This is a genomic window from Vibrio sp. V30_P3S12P165 (assembly GCF_009904905.1).
In the GTDB taxonomy this organism is placed as follows: Bacteria; Pseudomonadota; Gammaproteobacteria; order Enterobacterales; family Vibrionaceae; genus Vibrio; species Vibrio fujianensis.
The window spans coordinates 134012-148148 of sequence record NZ_WXWH01000015.1 but is presented as its reverse complement, the minus strand read 5'-3'; the positions used below and the strand labels follow the sequence as shown (position 1 = coordinate 148148).

General features: G+C 45.8%; 11 protein-coding genes. 8 read left to right on the top strand and 3 right to left on the bottom strand.

What is annotated here, in order from left to right; genetic code table 11:
* Positions 1-159: 159 nt before the first annotated feature.
* Positions 160-1050 (bottom strand): carboxylating nicotinate-nucleotide diphosphorylase, encoded by an 891-nt coding sequence (nadC, locus tag CAG57_RS03690; RefSeq protein ID WP_099610580.1) that lies wholly within the window; start codon positions 1048-1050, stop codon positions 160-162.
* 201 nt (positions 1051-1251) lie between these two features.
* Between nadC and ampD the strand changes: the two genes are divergently transcribed.
* The gene (ampD, locus tag CAG57_RS03685) at positions 1252-1815 is read left to right on the top strand and encodes a 1,6-anhydro-N-acetylmuramyl-L-alanine amidase AmpD (protein ID WP_161427155.1); all 564 of its coding nucleotides are present in this window, start codon (positions 1252-1254) and stop codon (positions 1813-1815) included.
* On the opposite strand, the gene fldB is transcribed toward ampD, so the two are convergent.
* A complete protein-coding gene (gene fldB / locus CAG57_RS03680; protein WP_099610581.1) occupies positions 1804-2322 on the bottom strand; it encodes a flavodoxin FldB in 519 nt (172 codons plus the stop codon). The two genes, ampD and fldB, sit on opposite strands and share 12 nt — an antisense overlap.
* Positions 2323-2465: 143 nt before the next feature.
* On the opposite strand from fldB, the gene xerD reads away from it, so the two are divergent.
* From xerD to lpdA, 7 genes are all read left to right on the top strand, one after another.
* The gene (gene xerD / locus CAG57_RS03675; protein ID WP_099610582.1) at positions 2466-3374 is read left to right on the top strand and encodes a site-specific tyrosine recombinase XerD; all 909 of its coding nucleotides are present in this window, start codon (positions 2466-2468) and stop codon (positions 3372-3374) included.
* A 15-nt stretch (positions 3375-3389) separates the two neighbouring features.
* On the top strand, positions 3390-4133 hold the full coding sequence (gene dsbC, locus CAG57_RS03670; protein ID WP_099610583.1) for a bifunctional protein-disulfide isomerase/oxidoreductase DsbC: 744 nt from the start codon (positions 3390-3392) through the stop codon (positions 4131-4133).
* A 63-nt stretch (positions 4134-4196) separates the two neighbouring features.
* A complete protein-coding gene (recJ, locus tag CAG57_RS03665; RefSeq protein WP_161427154.1) occupies positions 4197-5936 on the top strand; it encodes a single-stranded-DNA-specific exonuclease RecJ in 1740 nt (579 codons plus the stop codon).
* 318 nt (positions 5937-6254) lie between these two features.
* On the top strand, positions 6255-7025 hold the full coding sequence (pdhR, locus tag CAG57_RS03660; RefSeq protein WP_161433832.1) for a pyruvate dehydrogenase complex transcriptional repressor PdhR: 771 nt from the start codon (positions 6255-6257) through the stop codon (positions 7023-7025).
* A 50-nt stretch (positions 7026-7075) separates the two neighbouring features.
* A complete protein-coding gene (gene aceE / locus CAG57_RS03655; protein ID WP_099610586.1) occupies positions 7076-9736 on the top strand; it encodes a pyruvate dehydrogenase (acetyl-transferring), homodimeric type in 2661 nt (886 codons plus the stop codon).
* Between the two features lie 19 nt (positions 9737-9755).
* Positions 9756-11633: a pyruvate dehydrogenase complex dihydrolipoyllysine-residue acetyltransferase gene (aceF, locus tag CAG57_RS03650; RefSeq protein ID WP_161427297.1), complete on the top strand. Its 1878-nt coding sequence runs from the start codon at positions 9756-9758 to the stop codon at positions 11631-11633.
* Positions 11634-11895: 262 nt separating this feature from the next.
* Positions 11896-13323, top strand: coding sequence for a dihydrolipoyl dehydrogenase (lpdA, locus tag CAG57_RS03645; RefSeq protein ID WP_099610588.1), 1428 nt, complete (start codon positions 11896-11898; stop codon positions 13321-13323).
* A gap of 97 nt (positions 13324-13420) precedes the next feature.
* Here the strand turns inward: lpdA and CAG57_RS03640 are convergent, their stop codons facing one another.
* Complete coding sequence (locus CAG57_RS03640; RefSeq protein ID WP_099610589.1) at positions 13421-14053, bottom strand: LuxR/HapR/OpaR family quorum-sensing transcriptional regulator; 633 nt, start codon at positions 14051-14053, stop codon at positions 13421-13423.
* Positions 14054-14137 lie beyond the last annotated feature (84 nt).

The following is a 14137-nucleotide window of genomic DNA, read 5'->3' as shown; positions in this document are numbered from 1 at the left end:
CCAAGGATAAGCACAGTGCTAGAGCGAGAGAATGGCTTCACTGACGAGCTTCGAGTCAGATGACGTTTTTGCCCGTTAATAAGCAAAAGGTTACATAAAGTTTGCGAGGGGGTTAAAAAGGCTTGGGAGTTTGTCCTAAGCCTTGAAATACAAGGTTGTTTATTGTTGAATACGCATTGACAAATCTAATGCGGTGATGTGTTTGGTGAGCGCGCCGACTGAGATGTAGTCAATGCCCGTTTCGGCATAATCGCGAATGGTGGCTAAGGTGATATTGCCAGAGTTCTCTAAGGCCGTGCGTCCGGCATTAATTTTGACTGCTTCTCGCATCATCTCAAATGAGAAGTTATCAAGCATGACAATATCTGCACCAGCGTCAATAGCCTCAGATAATTCAGCTAAACTTTCGGTTTCGACTTCCACGGGTTTACCGGGATTGAGCTGTTTGGCGGTGTGAATCGCTTGGGTGATACCACCACAGGCGATGATGTGATTTTCTTTGATTAAATACGCATCAAAAACACCAATTCGATGGTTAAAACCGCCACCACAGGCCACGGCATATTTTAACGCGCTACGTAAGCCCGGAATGGTTTTACGAGTATCGAGTAGCCGACACTGTGTGCCTTGTAACGCCTTGACATACTGCGCGGTGGTGGTAGCACAACCCGACAGCGTTTGAATGAAATTCATCGCATTCCGCTCCCCCGTGAGTAAAATACGGGCAGGCCCACTTAATGTGCAGAGGGTTTGATTGGCGCTCAGAATATCACCGTCTTCAACTTGCCATTCAATGGTGATTTGGCCACCCAATTGTTTAAATACTTCTTCAGCCCACATTTTCCCGCAAAAAACTCCCGCTTCTCGGGTTATCAATGTGGCGCGGCTATGGACATCAGCAGGGATCAAACTGGCAGTGATATCTGCCGCTGCATCAAGGGTTCCACCCAAATCTTCTTTTAAGCTATCAGCTACCGAACGGGCAATGTCTAACGGCAGTTGCTGTTTGAGATAAGCTAAGCGTTGCTGACTATTATGAGGATGTTTCATCGCAAATCATCTTTGGTTGTGGAAGAAAAAGGCATGATACGATCAGTCGCTGCAAAATTCAGCTGTTAATCTCCCATTCTGGTCTTATAAGGGGGGAGCAAAATGGAAAACGTGTCTCTTAAGGGAAATGGTGCAACAGGCCATGATGAGGCGTGATTATAGGTTATACTAGCGGGAAATGGCAAAAACAGACATCCGGATATGATTGATCAATATGGTTGGTATCAAGGGGCGCGGCGAGTTGAATCGCCGTTTTATGATCAAAGGCCAGATGAGCAGGATATTTCACTACTGGTAGTACACAACATTAGCTTGCCGCCGGGGCAATTTGGTGGGCCTTATATTGAGCAGTTTTTTTGTGGCACATTAGAGAGCCAATCGCATCCCTTTTTCAAGGTAATTGAAAAAATGCAAGTCTCGGCGCACTGTTTGATCCGACGAGACGGCGAGGTGGTGCAATTTGTTCCTTTTTCAGCTCGAGCTTGGCATGCAGGGCAATCTGCTTTTGCTGGGCGTGAACGATGTAATGATTACTCTATCGGCATTGAACTTGAAGGGAGTGATTTTATTGCCTATACCCAAGCACAGTATCAAGCATTAATTGAGCTGACAAAACATTTGATCAGGCGTTATCCTGCGTTGACTCGCACCCGAATCACAGGGCATCAATATATTGCGCCAATGCGCAAAACAGACCCTGGGTTAGTCTTCGATTGGCGTTACTTTCTTGCGCAAGTTTCCTCTGAATTCGAACTAGGCGAATAGCTGATATTCGGTGAGGATCTGCTCGACCCAGGTGGCAATTCGTTCATCACTCAGTTCATATTGCGAATCTTCATCGAGCGCTAAGCCAACAAAGTGGCGACCATCTGCGGTAAGTGCTTTGGAGGCTTCAAACTGGTACCCCTGAGTTGGCCAGTAGCCGATCAGTTTAGCTCCGTTCTTCTTGACGGCATCGTGCAGCATCCCCATCGCATCCAGATACCATTCGCCATAACCTTCTTGATCGCCTAAGCCGAATAATGCGACGAACTTGTCGTTTAGCGGTACGCCATCGATGTGATCCCATATCGCGCTCCAATCTTCTTGGATTTCACCAAAGTCCCAAGTGGAAATGCCTAGAATCAACAAGTCATAGTCGCGCATACGAGAAAGCGGCGTTTCTTTGACATTGTGGATATCAAGTAATTCTTCACCAATAATAGCGCGCATTTTTTCTGCTGCCATTTCGGTGTAACAAGTTGTTGAGCCGTAAAATAGACCAATTTTCATAGAATTCATGTTGTTTTTGCTACATGAGAGGAATTCTATACCTAACTGAGCGAAAGATGCCAGAGCCAACTGTCTATGAGTGGCGAAGAATTTATGGTATTAAGTCGAGGTCTATTTCTATCATCATATAACGAGAAGTCGCGGTGTCAGAGCAATTGTCAGTGGATCAAGGACTGGTTGAGCAGTTTTTAGATGCGATGTGGATGGAGCGAGGGTTAGCAGAAAACACCCTAAGCTCGTATCGGAATGATCTTAATAAATTGCTATTTTGGATGCAGCAGCATCACTATCGGTTAGATTTTATTAGTTTAGCTGGATTGCTTGAGTATCAAAGTTGGCTGACGGATCAAAATTACAAGCAAACCTCGCGAGCAAGAATGATCTCAGCCATGCGCCGTTTGTTTCAATATTTGCACCGAGAAAAAATTCGCAGTGATGACCCGAGTGCTCTGCTGGTCAGCCCTAAACTACCGCAGCGGTTACCGAAAGATCTCAGCGAAGGGCAAGTTGAGGCCTTATTAAATGCGCCCAATCCCGATGACCCACTTGAGCTACGTGACAAAGCGATGCTTGAGTTATTGTATGCAACGGGGCTAAGGGTGACAGAGCTGGTCTCTTTAACGATGGAAAATATCAGCTTAAGGCAAGGCGTGGTGAGAGTCACCGGCAAAGGGGGAAAGGAGCGTTTAGTTCCAATGGGGGAAAATGCCATAGAATGGATTGAAACTTTTCTTACTCAAGGGCGGTCTCATTTGCTGGGTCAACAGACTTCCGATGTGGTGTTCCCCAGTAAACGTGCCAAACAAATGACTCGGCAAACCTTTTGGCATCGTCTTAAATATTACGCCGTGATTGCTGGTATTGATGTGGAAAAGCTATCACCCCATGTACTGCGTCATGCTTTTGCCACCCATTTATTGAACTATGGGGCAGATTTACGGGTGGTGCAGATGTTGCTGGGGCATAGTGACTTATCTACCACACAAATTTATACTCATGTCGCCACTGAACGACTTAAACAAATACACAGCGAGCACCATCCAAGGGCTTGATAGAAAGGATTTTTTATGAAGGTTTTATACCGCTTACCATTACTGCTGCTAACGATTTTTACAACGGCCTGTTATGCGCAGGATGGGGCGACAGGTATTGATAAAAATGTGTTTGCCAAACGCTTTGCACCATTGGGGCTGGAAGTGCTTTCTGTCACTCCCGCCGATATTACCGGTTTAGTCGAAGTGCAAACACCGGGCGGGGTGGTGTTTGCTTCGGAAGACGGCCAGCATTTTATTGCTGGGACGTTATATGCGCTAAATGATGATGGCAGTTATGTCGATGTGCTGGCCAAGCGCCAAGCGCCCATTAATGCTCAGAAAATAGAGCAGTTAAAATCGAGTATGATTGAATATAAAGCAGCGAATGAGCAATATGTGGTGACGGTCTTTACCGATACCACTTGCGGTTATTGTGTTCGCTTACATAGCCAAATGAAAGAGTATAACGATTTGGGCATTACCGTGCGTTACTTGGCTTATCCTCGTCAAGGCCCTGTTGGGCAAGTGGCGGAGCAAATGGCAGCCATTTGGTGTGCTGACGATCCTAAAGCCGCCATGCACAATGTTAAAATTGAACGGCAATCACCGCGAGCGAAAGGGGATCTTAAACAGTGTCAGCAGACGATTGCTCAGCATTACCAGTTAGGCCGAGAGCTTGGTATTTCTGGAACCCCTGCTATTTTTCTACCCAATGGTGAAATGGTCGGAGGCTATTTGCCTGCCGCCCAACTAAAAAAACGCCTGCAACAGCAGTAAGTATTTTACCCCATCGACTCACTTAGGAAGCAGGCTTGGTTCATCCAAGCCTGATTATTTTTTATGATAGAGATTCAAAGAAGACCTGATCCTGATCTGACTCAGCTGCCAGATTCCATTCCCGATTTGCTTAAGCGAATCTATTTAAATCGAGGCATCACAACCATTAACCAGCTTGAAAAGGCTGCAAAAGCTTTACACTCCTACCGACAACTGCACGGTATTGAGCTGGCGGTTGAATTATTGTTTAACGCGATTCAACAGCAACGGCGCATTATTATAGTTGGCGATTTTGATGCCGATGGCGCAACCAGTTGTGCGTTATCTGTGTTAGCGCTACGCATGCTGGGTTGCCACAATGTCGACTATCTGGTTCCTAACCGTTTTGAAGATGGTTATGGATTAAGCCCAGAAGTGGTTGATCAAGCCTTAGCGCTTGGGGCGGAGATGATCATGACGGTGGATAATGGCGTCTCTTCTATCGAGGGGGTGCGTTATGCCAAACAGCATGGACTGACGGTCTTGGTTACCGATCATCACCTACCGGGGCAGGTATTGCCCGAGGTTGATGCAATGGTCAATCCAAACCTACAGCAGTGTGCGTTTCCTTCCAAAGCGTTGGCTGGGGTTGGTGTTGCTTTTTATCTTATGATGGCACTGTGTGTACATATGCGCCAGTCAGGTTGGTTTAAGCAGCAAGGTATCGCTGAACCTAAATTAATGGAGTTGATCGACCTGGTTGCTCTGGGGACGGTTGCTGATGTGGTGCCATTGGATGAAAATAACCGAATCTTAGTTCATCAAGGTCTACAACGCATCAGAGCGGGTAAGGCTCGTCCCGGGATTCAGGCATTGATTGAAGTAGCAAAACGTGACCCTCGTCGATTGATGGCGACCGATTTTGGATTTGCTCTCGGGCCTCGCATTAATGCTGCCGGGCGCTTAGATGATATGTCCTTTGGGGTCGAACTTTTATTGAGTAACAATATTCATGCCGCTCGCCGAATGGCGAATGAACTGGATGCGCTGAATCAAACGCGTAAAGCGATTGAAGAGGGGATGAAACAAGAGGCGTTGGCTTTTTGTGAACGGTTACAATTTGGTGAACATGGCACACTACCGGCTGGTTTAGTGTTATTCCAAAGGGATTGGCATCAAGGTGTTATCGGCATTCTTGCCTCGCGTATTAAAGATAAATACCATCGTCCTGTGATCGCTTTTGCTGAAGGCGGTGAGGGAATCATAAAAGGTTCTTGCCGCTCCATTCCCGGTCTGCATATGCGTGATACCTTAGATAAGATTGATACACAACATCCTGGCTTGATTATCAAATTCGGCGGACATGCGATGGCAGCAGGCTTAACTATCGCTGAGCGGCAATTAGAACATTTTCGCCAGCTATTTGAACAAGTGGTGAATGAACAGCTAGACGCCGCGAGCCTCAAAGGCATCGTACTCAGTGATGGGGAGCTGAAGCCTGAAGAATTCTCTATGCATACCGCGGAAACCTTACGTGCTGGAGGGCCGTGGGGGCAAGCCTTTCCTGAGCCGCTATTTGATGGTGAGTTTAAGGTACTTCACCAAAAACTGGTGGGGGAAAAGCATCTTAAGCTTATGTTAGAGCCTTTATTTAAAGGACACCCGACTCATATCATGATCGATGGCATCGCATTTAATGTTGATTTACGCCGCTGGCCAGATGCTTCGGTCAAAACGGTTCACCTGGCTTATAAATTGGACATTAACGAGTTTCGTGGCAACCAATCTTTACAGCTATTGATTGACCATATTGAAGCAAAATAAACCGTCATCGTGATGACTTGAGTGGTGAATTCGTTGAACGCTCAAGTCTATCCCTCTGTTATTGCTTGGTTTTTATAAAATTACTGCTATCTAGCCCGCCATTTCCCCATCTGTATATTTTTTGTAATTGGTCTTACCAATACTATTGCTGTTTTAGTCTGCTATTGTTATCAGAGTGTTTTGGTTAGACCTGTTCTATGATTTACATCAACTTTCGACTGGACAATTACGTTTTATTTATGTTAATTTCTACCTCAACTTGAAATTGGTATTACCAATTGCCAGCGGTAAAATTAAAGAGAAAAAGAACCATAAATTATGGCTTATCAAAGGATCCGTCAGCCGAAACTTTCTGATGTGATAGAACAAGAATTAGAACGGCTGATTGTAGAAGGAACATTAACGCCGGGTCAGCAACTGCCCCCAGAGCGTGAGCTGGCAAAACAGTTCGATGTTTCTCGACCTTCTGTTCGCGAAGCCATACAGCGTTTAGAAGCCAAGCGCCTTTTAACCCGCCGTCAAGGCGGTGGCACATTTGTTAGTGAGCATATTTGGCAAAGTTTCTCCGATCCTCTGCTAAATTTATTATCTAGCCACTCAGAAACTCAGTTAGATCTACTCGAAGCGCGCCATGCGTTAGAAGGTATTTCTGCCTATTTCGCTGCATTGCGTGGTACCGGTGAAGATTTTGCTCGTATTCAAGCCAGTGTGGTGCGAATTGGACAAATGCAAGAAAAACAAGATGTTGAAGCTGAAGCGGTGAGCGTAATGAAATTTCTGATTGCGATCACCGAAGCGACTCACAATGTCGTGTTATTGCACATCGTTCGTAGTCTCGCACCATTGCTTGAGCAAAATATTCTGCAAAATTTTAAATTATTACATCGCCGCCCCGAAGCGGTCGAGAAAGTAAGTAAGCACCGAGCTAATATCGTGGATGCGATTGTATCTGGCCAGCCAGAAAAGGCACGTGAGATGTCTCATTCACACTTAGCTTATATTGAAGAAACATTGTTGGATTTGACCCGAGAAGAGTCTCGTCGAGAACGTTCTCTGCGCCGTATCCAACAGGGTAATGAGCCGCAATAGCGGTTCATTGCGATTCTAAATAAGTCCAACCAACAGAAGGATAGATCGCCATGTCTGACATGAAGCATGACGTAGATGCACTGGAAACTCAGGAGTGGCTTTCCGCCCTTGAGTCAGTTGTACGTGAAGAAGGCGTAGAGCGTGCGCAATTCTTATTAGAAGAAGTTCTAGAGAAAGCCCGTCTCGATGGCGTTGATATGCCCACTGGTATCAACACAAACTATATCAACACGATTCCGGCCGCCCAAGAGCCCGCTTATCCCGGTGATACCACGATAGAGAAACGTATTCGTTCCATCATTCGTTGGAACGCGATCATGATCGTGTTGCGTGCTTCCAAGAAAGATTTAGATTTGGGTGGGCATATGGCCTCTTTCCAATCTTCCGCCGCATTCTATGAAACCTGCTTCAACCATTTCTTCCGTGCGCCGAATGAGAAGGATGGTGGTGATCTGGTTTATTATCAAGGCCACATTTCTCCGGGGATTTATGCTCGTGCCTTCGTTGAAGGTCGCCTGACTGCTGAACAATTAGACAACTTCCGTCAGGAAGTCGATGGCAAAGGAATTCCTTCTTACCCACACCCGAAATTGATGCCTGAATTCTGGCAATTCCCGACCGTTTCGATGGGGCTTGGTCCTATCGCTTCAATTTATCAAGCGCGTTTCTTGAAATATCTTGAGGGCCGAGGGCTAAAAGATACTTCACAACAACGGGTTTACGCCTTCCTGGGTGATGGTGAGATGGATGAGCCAGAATCACGTGGTGCAATTTCGTTTGCTGCACGTGAGAAGTTGGATAACCTATGTTTCCTTATCAACTGCAACTTGCAGCGTCTTGATGGCCCCGTGATGGGGAACGGTAAGATCATTCAAGAGCTAGAAGGCCTATTTAAAGGCGCTGGCTGGAATGTGGTTAAAGTGATTTGGGGCAATAACTGGGATGCGCTATTAGCGAAAGATACTTCAGGTAAATTATTGCAGCTGATGAACGAAACCATTGATGGCGATTACCAAACGTTTAAAGCGAAAGACGGTGCTTACGTTCGGGAACACTTCTTTGGTAAATATCCAGAGACAGCGGCACTGGTTGCCGATATGACCGATGATGAGATTTTTGCCTTGAAACGTGGCGGTCATGAGCCATCAAAACTGTTTGCTGCATTCAAGAATGCGCAAGAAACGAAAGGCCGCCCAACGGTTATCCTCGCAAAAACCGTCAAAGGTTATGGTATGGGTGATGCGGCAGAAGGCAAAAACATTGCGCACCAAGTGAAGAAAATGGATATGACTCATGTGGTTGCAATGCGTAACCGCCTTGGCCTGCAAGATTTAATTTCAGATGAAGAGGTGAAAAACTTACCTTATCTGAAATTAGAAGAAGGCTCGAAAGAGTTTGAATATCTACACGCTCGCCGCAAAGCTTTGCATGGCTATACGCCACAGCGCCTGCCTAATTTTACTCAAACATTTATTACCCCAGAACTAGCAGAGTTCAAGCCACTGCTTGAAGAGCAAAAACGTGAAATTTCTTCTACCATGGCTTTTGTTCGTACCTTAAATATTCTGCTGAAAGATAAAAATATCGGCCAACATATCGTACCCATTATTGCAGATGAAGCTCGTACCTTTGGTATGGAAGGGCTGTTCCGTCAAATTGGTATTTATAACCCGCATGGGCAAAACTATACCCCACAAGATAGAGACATCGTTTCTTATTATAAAGAAGCGACTTCTGGTCAAGTCTTGCAAGAAGGGATCAACGAATTGGGGGCCATGTCATCATGGGTTGCTGCAGCGACATCATACAGTACCAATGATTTACCTATGATTCCGTTCTACATCTATTACTCGATGTTTGGTTTCCAACGTGTCGGTGATATGGCATGGATGGCCGGTGACCAGCAAGCGCGTGGCTTCCTATTGGGCGCAACAGCAGGCCGAACCACACTAAATGGCGAAGGTTTGCAGCATGAAGATGGTCATTCACATATTTTAGCCAGCACGGTACCAAACTGCGTCTCTTATGACCCAACCTTTGCTTATGAAGTTGCCGTCATCATTCAAGACGGGATTCGTCGTATGTATGGTGAACAAGAAAATGTCTACTACTACTTGACGCTCATGAATGAAAACTACCCAATGCCAGCCATGCCGGAAGGTGCGGAAGAGGGCATTCGTAAAGGTATCTACAAACTAGAAACCTATACTGGCTCAAAAGGCAAGGTTCAATTAATGAGTTCAGGGACTATCATGAATGAAGTGCGCAAAGCGGCGCAAATACTAAGTGAAGAGTTTGGTGTGGCTTCTGATGTTTATTCAGTGACGTCGTTCAACGAATTGGCGCGTGATGGTCAAGCATGTGAGCGTGATGCGATGTTGCATCCTGAAGCGGAAGCGAAAGTCCCTTATATTACCCAAGTGATGGGAACTGAACCGGCAATCGCTGCGACGGATTATATGAAGAACTACGCAGAGCAAGTACGTGCTTACGTGCCAGCGGAGTCTTATAAAGTATTAGGTACAGATGGTTTTGGCCGTTCTGATAGCCGTGAAAACCTACGTCGTCACTTCGAAGTCAATGCGAGTTATGTCGTTGTTGCCGCGCTGAGCGAACTGGCTAAACGTGGTGAATTGGACAAATCAGTAGTGGTTGAAGCGATTAAGAAATTTAACATCGACACTGAAAAAACAAACCCGTTATACGCTTAATTGAAGGTAGGAAAGAATAATGGCAATCGAAATTAATGTACCGGATATTGGTGCGGATGAGGTTGAAGTTACCGAGATCCTTGTCAGCGTTGGCGACAAGGTCGAAGAAGAACAATCATTGATCACGGTTGAAGGTGATAAAGCTTCAATGGAAGTGCCTGCGTCACAAGCAGGGATCGTAAAAGAGATCAAAATCGCTGTCGGTGACAAAGTCACTACTGGTTCTTTGATCATGGTGTTTGACGCTGAAGGTGCCGCGGCAGCGGCTCCTGCGGCTGAGGCTCCTGTCGCTGCGGCTGCTGCTCCTGCTGAACTGAAAGAAGTTCAAGTGCCCGATATTGGTAGTGATGAAGTCGAAGTGACTGAAATCATGGTCGCGGTCGGTGATACGGTGACCGAAGAGCAATCATTGATTACCGTGGAAGGCGACAAAGCCTCGATGGAAGTGCCTGCGCCGTTTGCAGGTACGGTCAAAGAAATCAAAATTGCTGCTGGTGACAAAGTGACCACAGGTTCTTTGATCATGGTCTTTGAAGTGGTTGGTTCAGGCTCTGCGGCTCCAGCGTCTGTGGCTCAAGCAAGCGCTGCTGAAGCTCCTACTACCGCAGCAGAGAAAGATGTTCAAGTGCCCGATATTGGTGGTGATGAAGTTGAAGTAACCGAAATCATGGTTGCGGTTGGCGACATGGTGGAAGAAGAGCAATCATTGATCACCGTTGAAGGCGATAAAGCCTCAATGGAAGTTCCGGCACCGTTTGCAGGGAAAGTGAAAGCGATTAAAGTCGCTACGGGTGACAAAGTTTCTACTGGCTCACTGATCATGGTGTTTGAAGTCGCCGGTGCAGCACCAGCCCAAGTGGCGGTTGCTGCTCCTGTACAAGCTGCTGCACCAAGTGCTGCTGCGGCTGCGCCTGTTGCACAAGTTAGTGCTCCTGCGACCGCAGACTTCCAAGAGAATCATGAATACGCTCATGCCTCGCCAGTGGTTCGCCGTCTAGCACGTGAATTTGGCGTGAACCTAGCGAAAGTAAAAGGTTCTGGCCGTAAGAACCGTATTCTAAAAGAAGACGTTCAGAGCTATGTGAAAGACGCACTTAAGCGTCTTGAGTCTGGTTCTGCGGCAGCTGCTTCAGGTAAAGGGGATGGCGCGGCACTGGGTCTACTTCCTTGGCCTAAAGTGGACTTTAGCAAGTTTGGTGACACTGAAGTTCAACCACTTTCCCGGATTAAGAAGATTTCAGGTGCTAACCTGCACCGTAACTGGGTGATGATCCCTCATGTCACTCAGTGGGATAACGTGGATATCACGGAGCTGGAAAACTTCCGTAAAGAACAAAATGCCATCGAAGCGAAGAAAGACACCGGAATGAAGATCACTCCATTGGTGTTCATCATGAAAGCGGTGGCTAAAGCACTAGAAGCCTTCCCAGCGTTTAACTCTTCGTTGTCAGAAGATGGCGAAAGCTTAATTCTCAAGAAGTACGTTAACGTGGGGATCGCGGTAGATACACCGAATGGTCTAGTAGTTCCAGTCTTTAAAGATGTTAATAAAAAAGGCATCTATGAGCTTTCAGCCGAGCTTGCTGCAGTCTCGAAAAAGGCGCGCGCTGGTAAGTTGACCGCGGCCGATATGCAAGGCGGTTGTTTTACGATCTCTAGCCTCGGTGGAATTGGTGGTACGGCATTTACGCCAATCGTTAATGCACCAGAAGTGGCAATTTTAGGGGTTTCTAAGTCAGAAATGAAACCGGTGTGGAATGGTAAAGAGTTTGCACCACGTCTACAGCTTCCGTTGTCACTGTCTTACGATCACCGTGTAATTGATGGTGCGGAAGGTGCACGTTTTATCACCTACTTAAATGGCTGCTTAAGTGATATTCGTCGCTTAGTATTATAAGCATGACATAAACAGCATGGCGGCATTTAGCCGCCTTGATTCACGTATAATCTTGCAATTTGATGATAAAGAATGTTCGGTCATTGAATTGTTGTCTAGCTCACAGGCTAACTGGATTTACTTTTCATACCATTAACATCTCTGTAAACTGTTACGGTTAAAAAGTTATCGATTTAAAGCCATATTGTTTTTAATCTGGCTTTAACTAAATGAGAGAACCCTCCACTCAGCCTGTTAGGGATATTGACTATAAGAGGTCGAAATGAGCAAAGAAATTAAAGCCCAAGTTGTTGTACTGGGTGCCGGTCCTGCTGGTTATTCGGCGGCTTTTCGCTGTGCCGATTTAGGTCTGGATACCGTACTTATCGAGCGTTACAACACGCTTGGCGGCGTGTGTCTCAATGTTGGGTGTATCCCTTCAAAAGCCCTACTTCATGTGGCGAAAGTGATAGAAGAAGCCAAAGCGCTTGCGGAACACGGCATTGTCTTTGGCGAGCCACAAACGGATATTGATAAAATCCGCCTTTGGAAAGAAAAAGTGATTAACCAGTTAACCGGAGGTCTTGGCGGAATGGCTAAGATGCGTAAAGTTAATGTGGTGAACGGTTTTGGTAAGTTTACTGGTCCAAATACCATTCAAGTTGAAGGTGAAGAAGGAACAACCGTCGTTAATTTCGACAACGCGATTATCGCCGCCGGATCCCGTCCGATTAAACTGCCTTTTATTCCCCATGAAGATCCGCGTATTTGGGACTCAACCGATGCTCTGGAACTGAAACAAGTCCCCGGAAAGTTGTTAATCATGGGAGGGGGTATTATCGGTCTAGAAATGGGAACGGTGTATCACGCTCTGGGATCTCAGATCGATGTCGTTGAAATGTTTGATCAAGTCATCCCTGCGGCCGATAAAGACATCGTTAAGGTCTATACCAAACGTATCCAAAACAAATTTAATTTGATGCTTGAAACCAAAGTGACCGCAGTAGAAGCCAAAGAAGACGGCATCTATGTGTCCATGGAAGGTAAAAAAGCACCAGCAGAAGCGGAACGTTATGATGCTGTATTAGTTGCTATTGGCCGTGTTCCTAACGGAAAACTTATGGATGCAGAAAAAGCAGGTTTAGAAGTCGATGAACGTGGCTTTATTCATGTTGATAAGCAAATGCGCACCAATATTCCTCATATTTTTGCGATTGGGGATATTGTCGGACAGCCGATGTTGGCGCATAAAGGCGTACACGAAGGCCACGTTGCTGCTGAAGTGATCGCGGGTAAGAAACATTACTTCGATCCAAAAGTGATTCCTTCTATTGCTTACACTGAACCAGAAGTCGCTTGGGTTGGTAAAACAGAAAAAGAAGCCAAATCTGAAGGCATTAACTATGAAGTGGCGACATTCCCATGGGCAGCCTCAGGGCGAGCCATCGCATCTGACTGTGCAGACGGTATGACGAAACTTATCTTTGATAAAGAGACTCACCGTGTGATTGGTGGGGCAATCGTTGGAACCAATGGTGGGGAACTATTGGGCGAAATCGGTCTGGCTATTGAGATGGGCTGTGATGCTGAAGATATTGCGTTAACTATCCACGCTCACCCAACATTGCATGAATCCGTAGGTCTTGCTGCGGAAGTGTTTGAAGGAACGATCACTGATCTACCCAATGCGAAAGCAAAAAAGAAAAAGTAATTTAGCTTGATAATAAAAAGCCGCTGATTGAACAGCGGCTTTTTTATATCAACAACTTTTTATATCAACAAATAGTTAATGTGTTACGGATTGAGCGCTAAGAGGCAACAGATAACGGTTCTCGATTATAAATACACAACATTGCTAAGTAGTTGTTGGCTAATTTATGGATTTTTTGTCCATCAGGAACTCGATTGGCTTGCACAAAGAGAGAGTAACAAATACCAAGGAATAATATGGCCAGATTTTCAGCATCAAGCTGAGGAGAAACCTCGCCACGTTCGATGGCTTTGACAAACATATTTTTAACTAATAATTGATTGGTCTTATTACTTGAAACAAAAAGAGGCCAAACCTCATCTCGTGTTGAAGCGCTCCACTCAAACCATACTTTGAGCCAGTGGCAGTCATCAATCGCAAGTTGAACCATCGCCGAGGAGATGGTGTGCATATTTTCTTTAGCACTGAGTTCAAGGTCGATATGATCGGTTAAAAAATTAGAGAACTGCCGAACCACAAAGGTGAGTACATCGTCGACTAAGTCCTCACGAGTTGGGAAGTAGTTAAACACGGTAGCGACTGATACTTGGGCAATATCAGCAATATCTGCATGCCCTCCACGACCAATTCCTCGCTTAGCAAACACTTCTAGCGCGATTTCCATCAGTTGCTGTTTACGTTTTTGTGGAGAAAGCCGAGTTCTTGGCCGTTTCTCAATTGATGCGTCCATAGTTAATTTTTCCTTGCCATTTGACGATTTATTGCGTTTTGCCACGCTAATGATTTTTTTATAAGTTGTTTTAGAAACGCTATG

Coding starts and splice junctions, on each gene's coding strand:
- nadC (WP_099610580.1), bottom strand. CDS start 1,050: ATGAAACATCCTCATAATAGTCAGCAACGCTTAGCTTATCTCAAACAG.
- ampD (WP_161427155.1), top strand. CDS start 1,252: ATGATTGATCAATATGGTTGGTATCAAGGGGCGCGGCGAGTTGAATCG.
- fldB (WP_099610581.1), bottom strand. CDS start 2,322: ATGAAAATTGGTCTATTTTACGGCTCAACAACTTGTTACACCGAAATG.
- dsbC (WP_099610583.1), top strand. CDS start 3,390: ATGAAGGTTTTATACCGCTTACCATTACTGCTGCTAACGATTTTTACA.
- recJ (WP_161427154.1), top strand. CDS start 4,197: ATGATAGAGATTCAAAGAAGACCTGATCCTGATCTGACTCAGCTGCCA.
- pdhR (WP_161433832.1), top strand. CDS start 6,255: ATGGCTTATCAAAGGATCCGTCAGCCGAAACTTTCTGATGTGATAGAA.
- aceE (WP_099610586.1), top strand. CDS start 7,076: ATGTCTGACATGAAGCATGACGTAGATGCACTGGAAACTCAGGAGTGG.
- aceF (WP_161427297.1), top strand. CDS start 9,756: ATGGCAATCGAAATTAATGTACCGGATATTGGTGCGGATGAGGTTGAA.
- lpdA (WP_099610588.1), top strand. CDS start 11,896: ATGAGCAAAGAAATTAAAGCCCAAGTTGTTGTACTGGGTGCCGGTCCT.
- CAG57_RS03640 (WP_099610589.1), bottom strand. CDS start 14,053: ATGGACGCATCAATTGAGAAACGGCCAAGAACTCGGCTTTCTCCACAA.